Here is a 14,714-nt window from a genome sequence, read left to right on the forward strand (position 1 = left end):
TGACCGGAGCGGTGCTGTGGTTCTGCTCGGTGCTCCCTTGCTATGGCGCGAGGTCCGTCAGCAGGTCCTCGAGTACCGTCTCCTCCTCGATGCGTACGCCGAGTTCGCTGAGGGCCCCGGCCAGGTCCGCGTCCCAGGGGGCCTTCGTCGGTGGGCCGGTCAGGGGCGGGGCCAGGGGTGTGGCGGCTGCTGCCGCACGGTAGTGGGCGGCGGTGTAGCGCCAGGGGCGCCAGGGGACGCGGTTGAGCAGCGTGGTGGCGATGCGCAGGCCGCCCCAGTCGAAGTCGCCGTGGTACAGCAGCGTTGCCCCGTGGGAGTGGAGGTGGCGGAGCAGGGTGAGTGCGGCGGCCGAAGGCTGGCCCTGGAGGCAGACCAGGGGCGGGCATGCGCTGCCGTGGGTGTCGGCGGCTGCCGCCAGTACGGTGGGGTTCTCACAGACACGGACGGTGGCGGGTGCCGTCCGCGGTGGGTGGCGGGTGAGGTGGCGCAGCGTCAGGACAGCGGGTTCGCCCGTGTCGGCCAGCCAGTCGAGGGCGGGGGCGCCGCCGCGCAGGTTCAGGGTGAGGACGCTGGAGGACAGCGCGTCCTTGAGGAGGCCCGCCGATGCCCATGCCTCACGGCGCCATTCGGCCCCGGTACCGTCCGGGAAGCCGGTCAGCGCCCGGATGCCGGACAGGACGACGGTGGCGAGCGGGGTCTGGTCGTCCAGGGCGTGGGCGTTGCCGAGGCTGCGGGCCGCGAAGGCGGGCAGGGAGACGGCGGGTTCGGCAGGCAGTCGGTGCAGGACCGCCACGGCGTCGGCGAGCAGGGTCCGGGCCGCCCTCGGGGTGCGGGACAGGCGGCGCACGAGGCCGCCCTGACGCAACCCCGCTGCCCAGCCGACCAGTTCGGGCCCCAGCGCGTCGAGGGCGTCGAGTGGCGCGTACGCCTCCTGCCAGGCGCGGGCTTCCCGCTCCCGTATGTCGCTGAGCGCGGTCACGGGGCCGGTGAGCGCGGTGACGGCGGAGGCGAGGCCGTCGGGGGCGGCGCCGGAGCGGCGCAGGACGTCGTCCACCGTGTCGAGACGTACGGTCAGCGAGCGCCCGGCGCGCGGGGCGCGGCCGAGGAGGCGTTCGGCTGCGGCTCGCTGTGCCTGGGTGGGGCCGGTCAGGGAGACCGGCCCGGTGAGGGGCTCCTCCCGCTCCATACGGCGGCGTACCCGTTCCAGGAGCCAGGCCAGGGCGGGGTCGCCGAGCAGACGGCCGAGGCGGTCGAGGTCGAGGCGGTCGCCGCCGACGGGCGAGCCGGGCCGCGGCGGACTCATGCCCATGGCGGGCCCTGCCGGGGGGCGGGTACCGCCGCGCCGGCCGGGTCGTCCTCGGGGCCGGCCGCGCCCGGGGGTGCCGCATGGACCGGGCCGGCGGCCTGGGCGGGGTACGCCGTCAGGTGGTCCGGCTCCGTACCCCGTACCCGCTCGGCCCCGTCCCACTCCCAGCGGGTCACCAGGACCGCCGCGATCTCGTCGACGCGCGACAGCTGCGCGATGGCGATGCCGGGGACCTGTGGGTAGCACGCCCACTCGCGTTCGCTGGTCATCGCCACATCCAGGTCGAAGGCGTGCAGCAGGCCGAGGCACTTGGCCCGAGAGTCGTCGTCCACACCCGCGAACGCCTCGTCCAGGGTCACCAGGCGCGGAGCGTACTCCGTCGCCGCGGTGGCGTAGTGCGAGGAGGCCGCGGCGAACAGCGGCACGGACACCGCGAGCACGCGCTCGCCACCGGACGCGGGCCCGGTGGCCGGGACCCACTTGCCGTGCTGGTGACGTTCGATGCCGAACTCGTGCCAGGTGCGGTAGTCCAGGGCCGCCGTCAGCACCTCCAGCCAGCTTCCCGCACCGTCGTCGTTCTGCCGGCGGGCGATCTGCGCCTGCAGGAACTCGCCGACCGCCCCACGGTCCTCCGGCGCCCACGCGTCGGCGGACTGACGCAGCCGCTCCCGCGCCTGGGCCAGGCCCGTCGGCGCCGTGCGCGCGGAGCGCCAGACGAGGCGGAGCTTCATGCCGGTGGAGGTGGGCCGCTCCTCCAGCTCGGCGTTCATGGCGCGGACCTGGCGTTCGGCCGCGCCGATGAGTTCCTGCAGGGTGCCCGCGACCTCGGTCAGCAGGTGGGTCTCCAGGATCTCGCGTTCGTGCGCGGACAGGATGCGCGCCAGCTCCGCGACCTCGGTGGCGAGCGCTTCGGCCAGTTCGGGGACGGCACGTTCGCGGCCCTGGTAGACGATGTCGACGACCATGCCGTCCTCGACCATGCGGGCCGTGGCGGTGTGGCCGTTGCGCGACAGGGCGTCCTGGAGCTTCTTGTACTCCTCGCTCAGCCGCTTCTGTACGCGCTCCCAGGCGCCGTCCGAGTCGTCGACGGCGGAGAGTTCGGCCTCGACGGCGCGGGCGAGGGCCACGGCCGGGGTCGCCGCCCACGCTCCGCCGTCCGGTGGCGGTACGGCCGCCCGGGGCAGGGCCACGGTCAGCAGGCCGGTGGCCGCGAACCGCTGGAGGGAGGCGATCGCCTCGGCACGGGCGGCGGCCGCCGCGGTGACATCCTTCTCCAACTGCTCGATACGGCCCTCGGCGCGGCTGGCCCGCCGGTCGGCGTCCGTGTACGCCTGGCCGGCCTCGCGCTGCTCGCGCCCGCACGCCTCCAGGGCGCGGGCGGTCTCGGTCAGGCGCCGCTCCAGCTCGGCGACGGCCGTGCCCACCGTGGAGCGCAGCGTGGTGTGGCGTTCGTCGGCCGCGGCCGCGAGGCGGGCCGACTCCTCGGCACGCAGGTCCAGTTCGGCCACCCGCTCCTCGGCCCGCCCGGCCTCCGCGCTCTCCTCCCCGACCGCACGGGTCGCCTCGGCGCGTTCGCGCAGGGCGGGCCACAGGGCGGCCAGGTGGGCGGCGTGGTCGGCCAGCGCCTGGCGTACGGCGGCAAGCCCCGCCCGGTCGGCGGGCAGACTCAGGCCGGCGGCGGCGTCGGTGAGCTCGCCGGCGATCCCGTGAGTCCGCCGAGTCGCCTCCGCCAGTTCGGCGGACCGTTCGTCGCGGCGGGTACGGGCCCGGTGCGCGGCGTCCGTCGCGGCGGCGGCCAGCGCGTGGGCGTGGCGCAGGGCAGCGTCGTCGGGGACGGCGGCCAGCTCGGCGTCCAGGGTGCGGCGGCGCCCCGCCACCGACTCGCGCTCGGCCTCCAGGCCGTTCATCTCCGCGCGCAGAGCGACGAGTTCGCCCCGCAGGGCGGTGATGAGGGCCCGGCGCGCCTCCTCGCGGGCACCCTCGCCCACATACACCGCGGCCGGCTTGGACCAGCTGCCGGTCAACGCCCCCACGCGGAAGCCGCCGTCCACCGCCACCCAGGTTCCGGCGCCCTCGCCCAGCCCGATGGCGGCGAGCAGCCGGGCCACGGCGTCCTCGCCGACGGCCGCGGCCCGCGCGTCGCCGTGGTCGACGGCCGGGCGCAGTACGTCGGCGAGAGCGGCCCCGGCGACCGGGCCGTCCGGGGCCAGCAGGACATCGTGCCCGTCGGCGTGCAGGGCGGTGCCGTCGGGCCGTACCCAGGCGTCCAGCAGGCCGGATGCCTCCAACGCCGCTTCCAGACCGGCGCGTTCGGCCTCGCCGAGGTGCTCCCGGAAGTCGATCAGCCGCCACAGGGGCGCCCCGGCTGCCCGGTCGCGCACGCCGGGTGTGCGGGTGTGCGCTGCCTCCGGTCCGCGCTGACCGCCCGCCTCCAGTTCGGCCAGTTCCCGTTCGGCCTCGGCGTGACGAGAGCGCAGTCCGGCCAGATGCTGCCCCAGCACCGCTGCCCGGTCGGCCAGTTCCGCGGCCCGCGAGCGGTGGGCCTGCGCCGCCTGCTCCCGTGCCGGGTACGGGCCGTCCAGACGCGTCACCCAGTCCTGCAGGCCGTCCAGCAGCCCGGCCGGGTCGGAAAGCGTCAACTCCTTGCAGCCGTCGAGGTGTTCGTGTACGAGAACGACCAGCTCCCGCCCGGCCTGTGCTGCGGCCTCCTCCGCCTCTGCCTGCCGTTCGGCGGTGTGTCCGGCCTCCGTCTCCGCCTCGTCGGCGCGCCTGGCGGCCGCGCGTCGCTCGGCCGCCGCCTCCTCGGCACGCGCTGCGAGCCCCTCCACATGCCCGACCGCGCGCCGCCTGCGCTCCACGACCTCCTCGGCCGCGCGCCGCAGTGCGTCCTCCGGTGCGCCCTCGGTGCGCAGCTCGCCGTCGAGGCCTGCGGCCTCGGCCGCCTCCCGTTCCCGTACGAGCGTGTCGGCGAGCCGCTGCTCGGCCGCCGCCAGCCGGTTCTCGGCAGTGCCCAGGCGGCCGAGTGCCCGGGTGTGCGCCTGTGCGGCCTGCTCCCGGTCCGCCGCGGCACGGGCCAGCTCGTACGCGGTGCGCCGCGCGTCGGCCGCCGCCTGCTCCAGCTCCCGTGCGCTGCGCATCTCGGGGCCCTCGCGCAGCGCCGCGTCCTGCGCCGTCAGCCGGGCCGCGGTCTGCTCCAGCTGCGCGATCCGCCCGGTGGCGGCAGCCCGGTCCCGTTCGGCCTCCTCTCGTTCCGCCCGGTCCTGGGCCAGATCGCGGTGCAGCTGCTCGTAGCGGGCGTGCTCGCTGCGCGGCAGCCGGGCCCGGCGGCGGGTGGCGACACGGGCGTAACGCCGGTAGTGGTCCAGGAAGGCGGAGGCGGCCCGCTCGGCCTCGGCGGCCGCACGCAGCTCCTCCTTCTCCTCGTCGAGCGAGCGGAACGCCTCGGCGACGTCGGCGATCACCGCCTGGTCCATCGGCGGCAGCGCCTCGGTGAGCGCGCGGGACAGCGCGGCCTCGTTGGGGCGCTTGGACAGCTGCGGCTGACGCAGCTGGATCAGCAGGTCCACCAGGGCCGCGTACCGCCGCTCGCCCAGCCCGAACAGCGCCTCGTCGACCGCCCTGCGGTACGCCTTCGCCTGGTCGTACACCATGCCGCGGCCGGCCACCGCCTCCGCCAGCCGGTCGCGGGACAGCGCGGTGCCGGTTGCGTCGAGCAGGCTCAGCTCCGCCCCGATCCGCTGGTCGGTGACGGCGTACCAGTGGCGGGCGATGCCGCGCCCTGCCACCGCCTTCAACCCGCACACGAGGGTACGGAAGTGAGCCTGACCGTTGTCCTCGTCGACGCGGCCGAATTCGATCCAGGTGTAGCCGAGCCGCTCGGGGTGCGGGTGCTCTCCGCCGAGCAGCAGATTCCACTCCATCCGCTTGCCCGGGTCGGCGTCGGGCTCCACCCGGCGCGCGGAGAGATCGCCGTCCAGGAGGAAGGGGAGAGTGAGGGCGAGGACCTTGGACTTGCCGGTGCCGTTGTTGCCTCGCAGCAGCAGCCGGCCGTCACGGAACCAGAACTCCTCCACGTCGTAGTAGAAGAGGTCGACGAGCCCGATGCGCAGCGGCCGCCACCGGCCGGGCGCGGGGGAGGGGAGTGCGGTCCTGCCGGTCACGCGTGCGTCGCCTTTCGTCGTACGGACTCCACCACCACGGTCTCGCCGACCGCGTACCGGGCGAGTGCGGGGCGCGGGGTGATGCCGTCGGGGGTACGTCCCACCAGACCGAGCGCGGCGAGCTTCGTCACGGCCTGCTCGACCAACTGCGGCTCCGCCCCCGGTTCTCTGGCGGTCCGCGACCAGAACCCGCCGTGTTCTTCGGCCAGTTCCCGCACCCGTCGCTCCAGGTCCCCAAGGGGGACGGGGCCGCGCACAGCCGCGAGGTACTCGGCCAGCAGCAGGGTGATGTGCCCATGAGTACCCTGCTCCGGCATGCGTACATCGGTGAGGTCGTCCAGAGGATCGACCATGGCGATGCCCTCGGCGCGCACTTCCGCGACCAGACCGGTCAGCTCGCCGATACGCGCGGCGATGAAGCTGCGCTGCCGGGTCAGATAGGCCAGTTCGGTGTCGGTCAGCTCGTCGTAGTACAGCACCGGATCGTCGAGGAGGCGGCGGGTCAGGGTCCAGCGGATCGCCCGGAACCGCAGCTCGTCGCTGTCCAGCGCGACGCTCTCGGCGCCCAGTTCGGCCAGCCGCTCCTCGAAGTCCTCGGCCGCGACCGTCGAGGGGCCGCGGCGGGTGGCGAGGAGCCCGGCCAGGACGCGGCGTTCCACGTCGTACAGCACATCACCCGCCCCGCTGACGTACGCGTCCTCGTCTCCGGCCACCCGCCGCAGCACACCGTGGTGCAGCAGCAGCCGTACCACCGCCGCGAGATCCAGGCGCTCGTCACGGCGCTCCAGCGTGAACTCGAGCCCTGCGGCGGCCAGCTGCGGATCGGCGGCGTCCAGGACGATCTGCTCGGCGAGACGCCCGAGTGCGATCTGCGCCTCGCCGCGTTCCAGTGCGGCCAGCGCCAGGCAGAGCAGCACATAACGGCGGCGGGTGAACGGCGCCCGGGCGCGGCTCGCCTCGCGCGCCGGATGGGTGGGATCGTGCGGCGTGCCCGGCGTCTTGCGCAGCCGGGCGGCCTCGGCGTCGACCAGAAGCGGCCAGCCGGTGTTGCGGTCGAACCAGTCACGCAGTTCGGCGGCGTGCTGCCGCACCAGGCGGTACTCGTCCGCGTGCGGGCCGTGCGCGAGCAGCAGCGGCTCCTTGAGCAGGGCCCGTGCGGCCTTCTGCAGCTCGGCGGCCCGGCGGCCGTCCAGCACCTCGGTCAGGGGCGTGCTCATCGGGCCTCCCGCGCGGTGAGATCGGTGATCTCGATCAGATGGTCGGGCCCGCGGAACACTCCGCCCGGCGTGCGGATCGCGGCCGTGGTGACGCCCGTACCGCCCGGCAGGGCCGTCAGACGGATCTCCATCGAGCCGTCGTTGCTGGTCGCCACGGTTGTCGTCATACCGGGCCGCCAGGTGGCGAGGGCATCCCCCAGCAGCTGGAGGAACAGCCCGAAGGCGAGCGGGTCGAGCTCACCGATCCCGGACAGCCGGGTGACGCCCTGTGCCGCCAGGCGAGCACGGGCCGCCGCGATCTCCTCGGCCTGTTTGACAGCGAGCTCCGCGAGCCGCCGCCGTTCCTCGGAACGGTCCCGCACCTTGCGGGCCTTGCCGCGCCGCTCATAACTGCCGGTGCGGCGCAGCTGCGGGCTGATCCGCAGCGGCTCGGCCCCGGCCCAGGGGGTGGACGGGGGCACGGGACGGGCTGTGCGCTCGGCGAGGGTGTCGGCGTCGACGGTGAGATGACGGGAGGGGTGGAGGCCGAACGCGGTGCGCCACAGCCGGTGCCGGGCCTCGTCGTCCGGGGCCTCGGCGAACCAGCGGGCCAGCGTACGGAAATCCGCCGACCGATCCGAGCGCCCGGCCCGCCGTTCGTTCAACTGCCGTACGACCGCGAGGAGTTGCGGGATCGCCCCCAGTGCCCGCCCGCGCAGCAGCCGCGCCTGCGACTCGCGCCCGTCCGCTGACACGAACCAGGCGGCCAGCCCCGACCAGCGCGCCGCCCACCGCTCGTACGCCTGCTCCTCGGCGCTCTCGGCCTCGTCCGGGGCGGCGTCGGCCGCCTCGCGGGCCGCGGCGAGGCGTAGCAGCACCTCGGCCCGGCCGCCCGCCTCCAGCTCGCCTATCAGCAGCGCGATCCGGCTGCCCAGAGTGATCAGATCCTGGATGAACCGCTCCAGGTACTGGATCAGCCGGTCCTTGTAGGCGAGGAACACCTCGACCTCGACACCGTGCAGATCGATGGTGCGCTGCAACGAGCCCATGAACGCCCGCGCGTTCTCCGCGAGCGCCCCGAACCGTCCGGTCAGCGCCGACAGCGCGAGGTGTGTCTTGGCCGGGTCGGGCTCGTCCTCGGCCGCGATGACCAGGAGGGCCCGCAGCTGGGTGACGATGTCGTGCAGCGCCACCGCCTGCAGCGCGCCACGCCGCCCCAGCGCCTCGTCGTACGCGGACAGGGCCTCCTCGGCGGCTTCTCCGGCGCGCGTGAGCTGGTAGATGAACCGTTTGCGGTAGAAGTCCTCGACCGCTGTGACCCGAGCGGTGTCCGGATCGGCCCGCAGATTGCCCCAGTCGACCAGGCTGTCCAGCGCCTTGACCACGGCGTTCAAGTCCCCGGGCCGATGCTCGGCCGGCAGCGCGGCATGGACGTCCTCGGGCCGCAGATGCACCGCGAAGCGCTCCTTGGCGGCGAGGAACGCTCCCATCACCTGGCGGTAGAGGGCCGCGTTGGGCGTGGTCAGGTGCGCGAAGGGGGCATAGGCGGTGCGCGCCGGGCCGGGCTGTGAGGTGGCGTCGGGAATGGAGGGCTGGGACGTCATCGTCCGGGCATTCTCCCTCATGGGCGCCGAGGCTCGGCAAGCGGTGGCCAGATCCTTACGCAAGGTGGCTCGCGCTGCGATCGCCAAGGCGCGGCCCGCGCCCGGCGGGGGCCGCTCGGCGATCTCGATGAGCCGGGTACGGGTGATGTCCGCCTCGGCAGCGGCGAGAGCAGTCGCGCTGCCGGGTAGCGTGGGGGGCGCCACAGGTCCATTGAGGTGAGGTCGTCCGTCCGATGCGCATGTTCTTCGAGCCCGATGACGAAGACGGCTTCGCCGTCGCCTGCGAGCAGCTCGCTCACCACGTCGCGGACCGGAGCCGCACGCAGGGCGGTGACGAAGCGGATCCGTTCGTCGTGGAGTCGGCTCTCGAGTACCGGCACGGCGGGACGGTGGACGGCCGGCTGGGGTTGTGGCAGGCGCGGCACGTGGAGGAGTTCCTGCTGGACTGGTTGCCGCGGACGCTGACCCGGCTGCCGGGCGAGCCGCCGACGGACGAGCCGGGCGGGCTGCGCACACTGCTGCGGTACCTGGACGCCACGGGCCTCGCGGACCCGCGAGGCGACGCCCTCGATGTGCTGGAGCGGGCCGTCGATGCCGCGGCCGGGCAGTTCGAGGCGGCCATGGCGGACCGTACGCGCTGGGGCATGGCGAAGTTCTGGGCCACTACCGCCGCCGAGCAGGGCGTGGACATCCACGACCAGGCGGCGATGACGCGGTTCACCGAGCGCGCCCGGCGCGACGAGGTGCCGTACGACCACGACGCCCTGGACGCGATCATGGCGCGTCACCTGCGCGCAGACCGACCCCGGACCGAACGGTCCGAGCCCCAGCTGCCGGTCACCCTGCCGGACGAGGACGAGCTGCGGGCACAGGCCGCCGAGGCACCGCCGGCCCGGCAGCTCGCCGGGCTCGCCGACTGGGCGGGGCCGGAGGGGCGGGAGCTGACCAAGCGGGGCCGGCTGCGCATCGCCGACGCCAAAGAACTCGTCGCCACCCTGGAGACCGGGGACCGGGCCGACTCCCCGCGTACCAGCGCGGAGCTGCCCCGGCTGCATCTCGTCTTCGAGTGGGCGAAGAAGGCCCGTCTCGTCCGGGTGGCGAAGGGACGCGTGTACGCGGTCGCCAAGGCGCGCCCGCTCCTTGCCGACCCGCTCGCACTGTGGCAGCGGGCCTTCGAGACGGTCTTCGAACTGCGCGAGCCCCTGCTGGGCGATGTGGACGGCTACCGGCTCACCTCGATGCTGTACGACGTGTACGAGGACGTCCTGCCCGATGTCCTCAACACCCTCTACAGCCTTCCGTACCCGATGCCCTGGCCCCGGCTCCGGGACTCCGTCCACGTCGTCTACCGGATGCGTTACGACCTGGACAACGCGACCGCGGACGAGCAGCGGCGCTGGCTGCTGTCCGCCGACCACGACCTGCGCCACGTCCTGGACTCCCTGGAGCGTCTCGGCGCGATCAGCCGCGAACAGGGCATGGCCGACCCGGTCTACCTGGAGCTGCCCGCTCCCGAAACCACCCCCGTCCCGTCCCCGCGGCCGCCCGCCGGAACGTCGCCCGAGCTCGCGGCGCTTCTCGTCGGCCGCCCCGCCGCCCCCGACCCACAGGCCGAGGCGGCGCGCGCGAAGCGGCTGAGCGCGGAACTCGCTGACGGCCCAGTGGAGTTGATTCGCCTTACCGACCTCGGTACGTACGGCGTGCGGCAGCGCCTCCTCGCCGAGGGGCGCAGCGCACCGCTCGTCGGCGAACTCGCCCACGCCCAGGCAGCCGGGCTGCTCGGGGTGCTGGCCGAGCACTACGACCCCGACTCCGCCCGCGCCGAGCTCGCCGCCTGGACCGCCGCTCACGGCGCCCCCGAAGCCGCCCGTGCCGAACTCCTGGGCGCAGTACGCAGGATGCCCTTCCGCGTACGTGCCGCCGCGATGCTCGACGCCCTGACCGCAGCGCTGCCCGAGGGAGACGGCGAGGAAGTGCTGCGCTCCTTGCGCGCCGACACCGAACTGGCCCCGACCGCGCTCAGCGTCCTCACCCACCGCGAAACCCTCACCCCCGAAGACCTGACCGAGCGCGAGGCACACCTCATGGTCGCCGAGAGCCTGCTCCAACTCCTGGAGGCCGCCGGAGAGCACGCCTTCCTCGACACCGTGCTGTCCGGTGGGCGCGGCGAGGCCGAGACGGCGATCCAGGCCGCCCTCAGCTCCGGCCACCCGGACCACACCGGACTCGAGCAGCTCCGACGGATCGCGGAAGGACGACTGCGCGCCAGATCCGCACAGCTCGGACGACTCAACGCGGCCCGCGCCCGGCGCGGCCGGACGCCCCCCAAACGCAAGCGCCGCCGCTGACCCGCCACCGCGGGCAGCGCATTTGCAGGGAAACCGTCCGCAACACGCCGTATGCCTTGGCCTGTCGCGGACGTTTTCCCTGCAGTTCGGGGTGTGTGCCGGATGCGTGGCGGGCGCGCCGGCCGCCGGGCGAGTCGCCGCCCCATCCAAGACTGCCTTTCCAGCTACCGGCAGCTCTCTCGACTTGCGTGATCTCCGGGTTACCCGTCTCCGTCGACGCGTTGCCACGACGATAGGATCGCCTCGGCCGCCACAGCAACAGAAAAGGCCCTGAAGCCCCCGGCGGCGCGTGCCGGTCCGAACTCTGCGCAGAGCGTCCGTGAATCCCCGGTCGATCGCGGTCCGTTCCTCCGGAGAGGCCGACCCCACGCCGGTCACGGCGATAGGCTGTCGGGCCGTGAGCGAATACCAGTACTACGAGTTCCTGGCTGTCGACCGCCCACTGAGCGAAGAGGAGCTCGCACAGGTGCGGGCTCTGTCCACCCGGGCCGACATCACGCCGACCCACTTCGTGAACGAGTACCACTGGGGCGACTTTCGCGGCGATACGACCAAGCTGGTCGAGCAGCTCTATGACGCCCATCTGTACTACGCGAACTGGGGCAGCCGTCGTCTCGTGCTGCGCCTGCCCGGCGGGCTGCTCCCGGCCAAGAAGGCCGCCGCGTACGCCATGGAGGAGGTGCTCAGTGTCCGGACCTGCTCCGGGCACACGCTGCTCGACTTCTCCCTGTCGTCGGAGGACGCCGAGGAGTGGGACTTCGAAGCCTCCTTCTCCCTGTCCGATTTCGTCGGGCTGCGGGCCGAACTCGCCGCGGGAGATATGCGCGGCCTGTACGTGGCCTGGCTCGCAGGGCTGACCGTGTGGGAACTGGCCGAGGACGACGAGGAGGAGTACGCCCGCGAACTCGAACCACCCGTTCCCGCCGGAATGTCCGCGCTCACCGGACCGCAGCGGGCTCTGGCCGGCTTCCTGCGGGTGGGTTCCGACCTGCTGGCCGTCGCCGCGGAGGCCAGTGCCCCGGCGACTGCCGCGGCTGTCGACGGCAGGGCCCTGGCGGCGTGGATCGCCGCGCTGCCCGCGGCGGAGAAGGACGCGCTGCTCGTCGAGGCCGCGCTCGGTACAGGCCCGCAGCCCGGCCCTCTCCTGCTGGCCCGCTACCGGGCCGCCACGCTGCCCGGCCCTCGCCCCGGGGCGGACCGGCGCAGCGCCGCCCAGCTGCTGGACGGCGCCTGCCGTCACCGCACCGAGCGTCAGCAGCGTGAGAAGAAGGCCAGGGCGGCCACCGAGCGGGCCCGGGCCCTGGAGATCACCCGGGCCCGCGACGCGCATCTGACCTGCCTCGCGAAGAACACCGAACAGGCATGGCGGGACGTCGACAGACTCATCGCCCAGAAGAAGCCAGGTCCTTATGACGTCGCCGTCACCCTCCTCAAGGATCTCCGCGAGGTCCACACCCGGGCGGACACGATCGCCGAGTTCCACGAGCGGGCCGCCCAGTTGAGGGAGGCGCACCGGAGCAAGCCCTCGCTCATGCGCCGCTTCGACGACGCGGGATTCCCGTACCGTTCCTGAAGACCGAGCGGGCGCGGCCGCCGGCCGTCAGCCGTACACGGTGACCGGATCGGTCCGTATCCGGACCCGATGAGGCCTGTCACCACCCCGGCCGCGCCGGACAGACTTCCGTACATGACCCGAGCACTGATCCGTGGCCCGCGACATGGTCGTCTACGCCCGCCGCAACGGCCACGAACCGCAGGCCAGCGCGATGCTCCGGTACCGCTCCCACCTCGACGACACCGTGCACCGCGCCCAGGACCTGCTCGACGCCGGATTCGACCAGCCGCTGCCCCTGCCCGCCCTGGCCGCGGCCGTGGGCGTCAGCGGACGTACCCTCACCCGCCTGTTCACCCGCGCCACCGGCGGCCTCACCCCACTGCGCTACCAGCAGACCCTCCGCCTGGAACGCGCTGAACACCTCATCAGCCACGGGGCGACCGTCAACGCCGCCGCCCGCTCGGTCGGTTTCGAGGACCCCGGCATGCTCCGCCGCCTGCGTGCCCGCGCAACCTGACCAGCTGTCCTGGTCCATCGCGGTGGCGTGACGCAGTCGGCACCGCCTCGACGCTCAGGCGCTCATGCCTTTACGGGGTGAGCCGGTTCGGGCCGCGGAACAGGAACGTCGCCTCACGGAGCGACTCCAACCCGAGCATCACCATCAGGACCCGCCCGAGCCCCACCGGGGAAGCGTCGGCGGCCGGCCGCCTACCGTCGGCGTACCCGCCTTCGGTTGCTCCCGAGCCCGGACCGGCCCGTCCGGCCCGCGCGTACCCCACGACTACGTGGCAACCTCCTCGCGATGTCGCGAAGCTCCTGGAGCGCCTCGTGATCGGGGTGCAGTGAGACCAGGGCGGCTTCGATCGCGTTGCGAAAGTCGGGCCCCTGCGCGAGCACCGCCTGGGCGAAACCGTCCGGGCCGCTGATCTCCAGCAGTTGGAGCATGCCCTCCGCGACCATGATCAGGGACTCGGTCTCGGTGAGGTCCTCGGGGGAGAGGAGGTCCCGGCCGGTGAGTGCACCGACGGCGAGGGGCGCCAGCTGTGGGTCGGTGCGCAGCGACCGAACGAGGCGTTCCCCTTCCCCGTCGGGCAGCGCTGCGAGGAGCGTGTCGAGCATGGCCTGGGCGCGGCTGCGGTAGGGCATGGCGCGTACGGCGTCCAGGAGACGCCGGTGAGCGGCTTCCGGGCCGCCGTGTGACTCGATCCAGGAGGTCAGTTCGGTGTGGGCGGATTCGGGGTCGTAGTGCTCGGCGAGGGTGCCCAGGAGGCCGGCGGCGGGGGCGTGGGCGAGTTCCCCGACGAGCGGCGCGTCGCGGCCCGAGTCGAGCAGGCGGGCGTGTACGGCCCAAGTGCCCAGGGCGGTCAGGCGGATGAGTTCCACGGGGCCTTCGGTGAGTTCGGAGATGTCCGGTGCGGGGACGGCGGGCGCGTCGGCGAGCAGCGCGACGACTGTGCCGGTAGTCGAGCGCCGCGGCCACCGCGAACTCGTCCACCGTGCCCACGCCCTGCGTCCGCCCGGCCCACTGCGCGAGCCGGCCGACGAGTCCTGGTCTCCCGAGGGCAGCCGTATCGCCACAGGCGACCACGACGGCACGGTGCGCGTGTGGGCACCCCGTACCGGTACAGAACTCATCTCCCTGACCGGGCACCAGGACTGGGTTGGCCGCATCGCATGGGCTCCCAGCGGCCGATTCCTCGCCAGCGCCTCCGACGACCGTACGTGCCGGCTGTGGGACGTGGCCGAGAGCCGCCAGCTCACCGTTCTTCGCGGCCACGACAACTACGTGGACGACATCGCCTGGTCCCCGGACGAGGGACGCATCGCCACAGCCTCCGGGGACTGGACGGCCGCAGTGTGGGACGCGGTCACGGGCCGCCGCATCGAGGTCCTGAAGGGGCATGAGGGACGCGTCCGCGCCGTCGACTGGTCACCCGACGGCCGGCTCATCGCCACTGGCTCGGACGATCGCACGGTACGCATCTGGTCGTCCGACACCTTCGAGGAGATCTCGATCGTCGGGGTCCACCAGGACAAGGTGGCCTCGGTCGCCTGGTCCCGGGACGGGACCCGCCTGCTCACGGCCTCCTTCGACGGCACGTCTCGGGTGTGGCCCGCCGACCCCGACTTCGACCGCCTGGAGGCGGGTGCCCGAGGCCGGGTCTTCCGGGTGCTCAGCGAGGATGAGCGACGGCACCACATGCTGCCGCTCGCCCCGTAGTCACAGCACCTGCTCCTCGACCGTACGGTCGTCGGTGCGCACCAGGTAGTCGTCCGGGTCGAGTCCCATGGCCTTGCGCGCGGGAGAGGCCCAGTACAGCGCGTTGCGCTCCTCGAACGTCTCGGGCCCGTCGTACGAGACGAGCCAGACGAATTGGTTACGCTCCCGGTCGAGCCAGGCCCCACCGATGATGAACCCCAACTCCAGGCGCAGCGGCACGATTTCCGCCCGCCACCGCTCCACCCACTCGTCGAGCAGGCCGTCCCGGACGGTGTAGGTGCGCAGCTGGGTGGTCCTGGGCATGTGAGGGTCCCTCCTGAGTGT

The 14,714-nt window shown here is 73.6% G+C and carries 9 protein-coding genes and 1 pseudogene; 4 read left to right on the plus strand and 6 right to left on the minus strand.

Annotated features, from left to right (window positions below; translation table 11 throughout):
* Window positions 1-40: 40 nt before the first annotated feature.
* Genes ABD858_RS27905 through ABD858_RS27920 form a run of 4 tightly spaced genes read right to left on the minus strand, consistent with a single transcriptional unit; the run spans window position 41 to window position 8,470 of the window.
* Window positions 41-1,309 (minus strand): TIGR02679 family protein, encoded by a 1,269-nt coding sequence (locus ABD858_RS27905; RefSeq protein ID WP_345042544.1) that lies wholly within the window; start codon window positions 1,307-1,309, stop codon window positions 41-43.
* Window positions 1,300-5,466, minus strand: a complete 4,167-nt coding sequence (locus ABD858_RS27910) for a TIGR02680 family protein (protein WP_345042546.1) — start codon at window positions 5,464-5,466, stop codon at window positions 1,300-1,302. The genes ABD858_RS27905 and ABD858_RS27910 overlap by 10 nt, the downstream gene beginning before the upstream one ends.
* The gene (locus ABD858_RS27915; RefSeq protein ID WP_345042549.1) at window positions 5,463-6,683 is read right to left on the minus strand and encodes a TIGR02678 family protein; all 1,221 of its coding nucleotides are present in this window, start codon (window positions 6,681-6,683) and stop codon (window positions 5,463-5,465) included. The genes ABD858_RS27910 and ABD858_RS27915 overlap by 4 nt, the downstream gene beginning before the upstream one ends.
* Window positions 6,680-8,470: a TIGR02677 family protein gene (locus ABD858_RS27920; RefSeq protein ID WP_345042551.1), complete on the minus strand. Its 1,791-nt coding sequence runs from the start codon at window positions 8,468-8,470 to the stop codon at window positions 6,680-6,682. Before ABD858_RS27920 ends, ABD858_RS27915 begins: the two co-directional genes overlap by 4 nt.
* A 29-nt stretch (window positions 8,471-8,499) precedes the next feature.
* Between ABD858_RS27920 and ABD858_RS27925 the strand changes: the two genes are divergently transcribed.
* The 3 genes and pseudogenes from ABD858_RS27925 to ABD858_RS27935 form a co-directional block, all read left to right on the plus strand.
* Window positions 8,500-10,614 carry a hypothetical protein gene (locus ABD858_RS27925; RefSeq protein WP_345042553.1) on the plus strand — a complete coding sequence of 705 codons (2,115 nt, stop codon included), beginning with the start codon at window positions 8,500-8,502 and terminating at the stop codon, window positions 10,612-10,614.
* Window positions 10,615-11,011: 397 nt separating this feature from the next.
* On the plus strand, window positions 11,012-12,187 hold the full coding sequence (locus ABD858_RS27930; protein ID WP_345042556.1) for a hypothetical protein: 1,176 nt from the start codon (window positions 11,012-11,014) through the stop codon (window positions 12,185-12,187).
* A 133-nt stretch (window positions 12,188-12,320) separates the two neighbouring features.
* A pseudogene (locus ABD858_RS27935) lies at window positions 12,321-12,686 on the plus strand (helix-turn-helix domain-containing protein); the annotation flags it as partial.
* Window positions 12,687-12,877: 191 nt separating this feature from the next.
* On the opposite strand, the gene ABD858_RS27940 reads toward ABD858_RS27935, so the two are convergent.
* Window positions 12,878-13,552 (minus strand): hypothetical protein, encoded by a 675-nt coding sequence (locus tag ABD858_RS27940; RefSeq protein WP_345042558.1) that lies wholly within the window; start codon window positions 13,550-13,552, stop codon window positions 12,878-12,880.
* Between the two features lie 10 nt (window positions 13,553-13,562).
* On the opposite strand from ABD858_RS27940, the gene ABD858_RS27945 reads away from it, so the two are divergent.
* Window positions 13,563-14,390, plus strand: a complete 828-nt coding sequence (locus ABD858_RS27945) for a WD40 repeat domain-containing protein (protein WP_345042561.1) — start codon at window positions 13,563-13,565, stop codon at window positions 14,388-14,390.
* Here the strand turns inward: ABD858_RS27945 and ABD858_RS27950 are convergent, their stop codons facing one another.
* On the minus strand, window positions 14,391-14,693 hold the full coding sequence (locus tag ABD858_RS27950; protein WP_345042563.1) for an NIPSNAP family protein: 303 nt from the start codon (window positions 14,691-14,693) through the stop codon (window positions 14,391-14,393).
* Between the last annotated feature and the right edge of the window lie 21 nt (window positions 14,694-14,714).

Source organism: Streptomyces sannanensis (assembly GCF_039536205.1).
GTDB lineage: Bacteria > Actinomycetota > Actinomycetes > Streptomycetales > Streptomycetaceae > Streptomyces > Streptomyces sannanensis.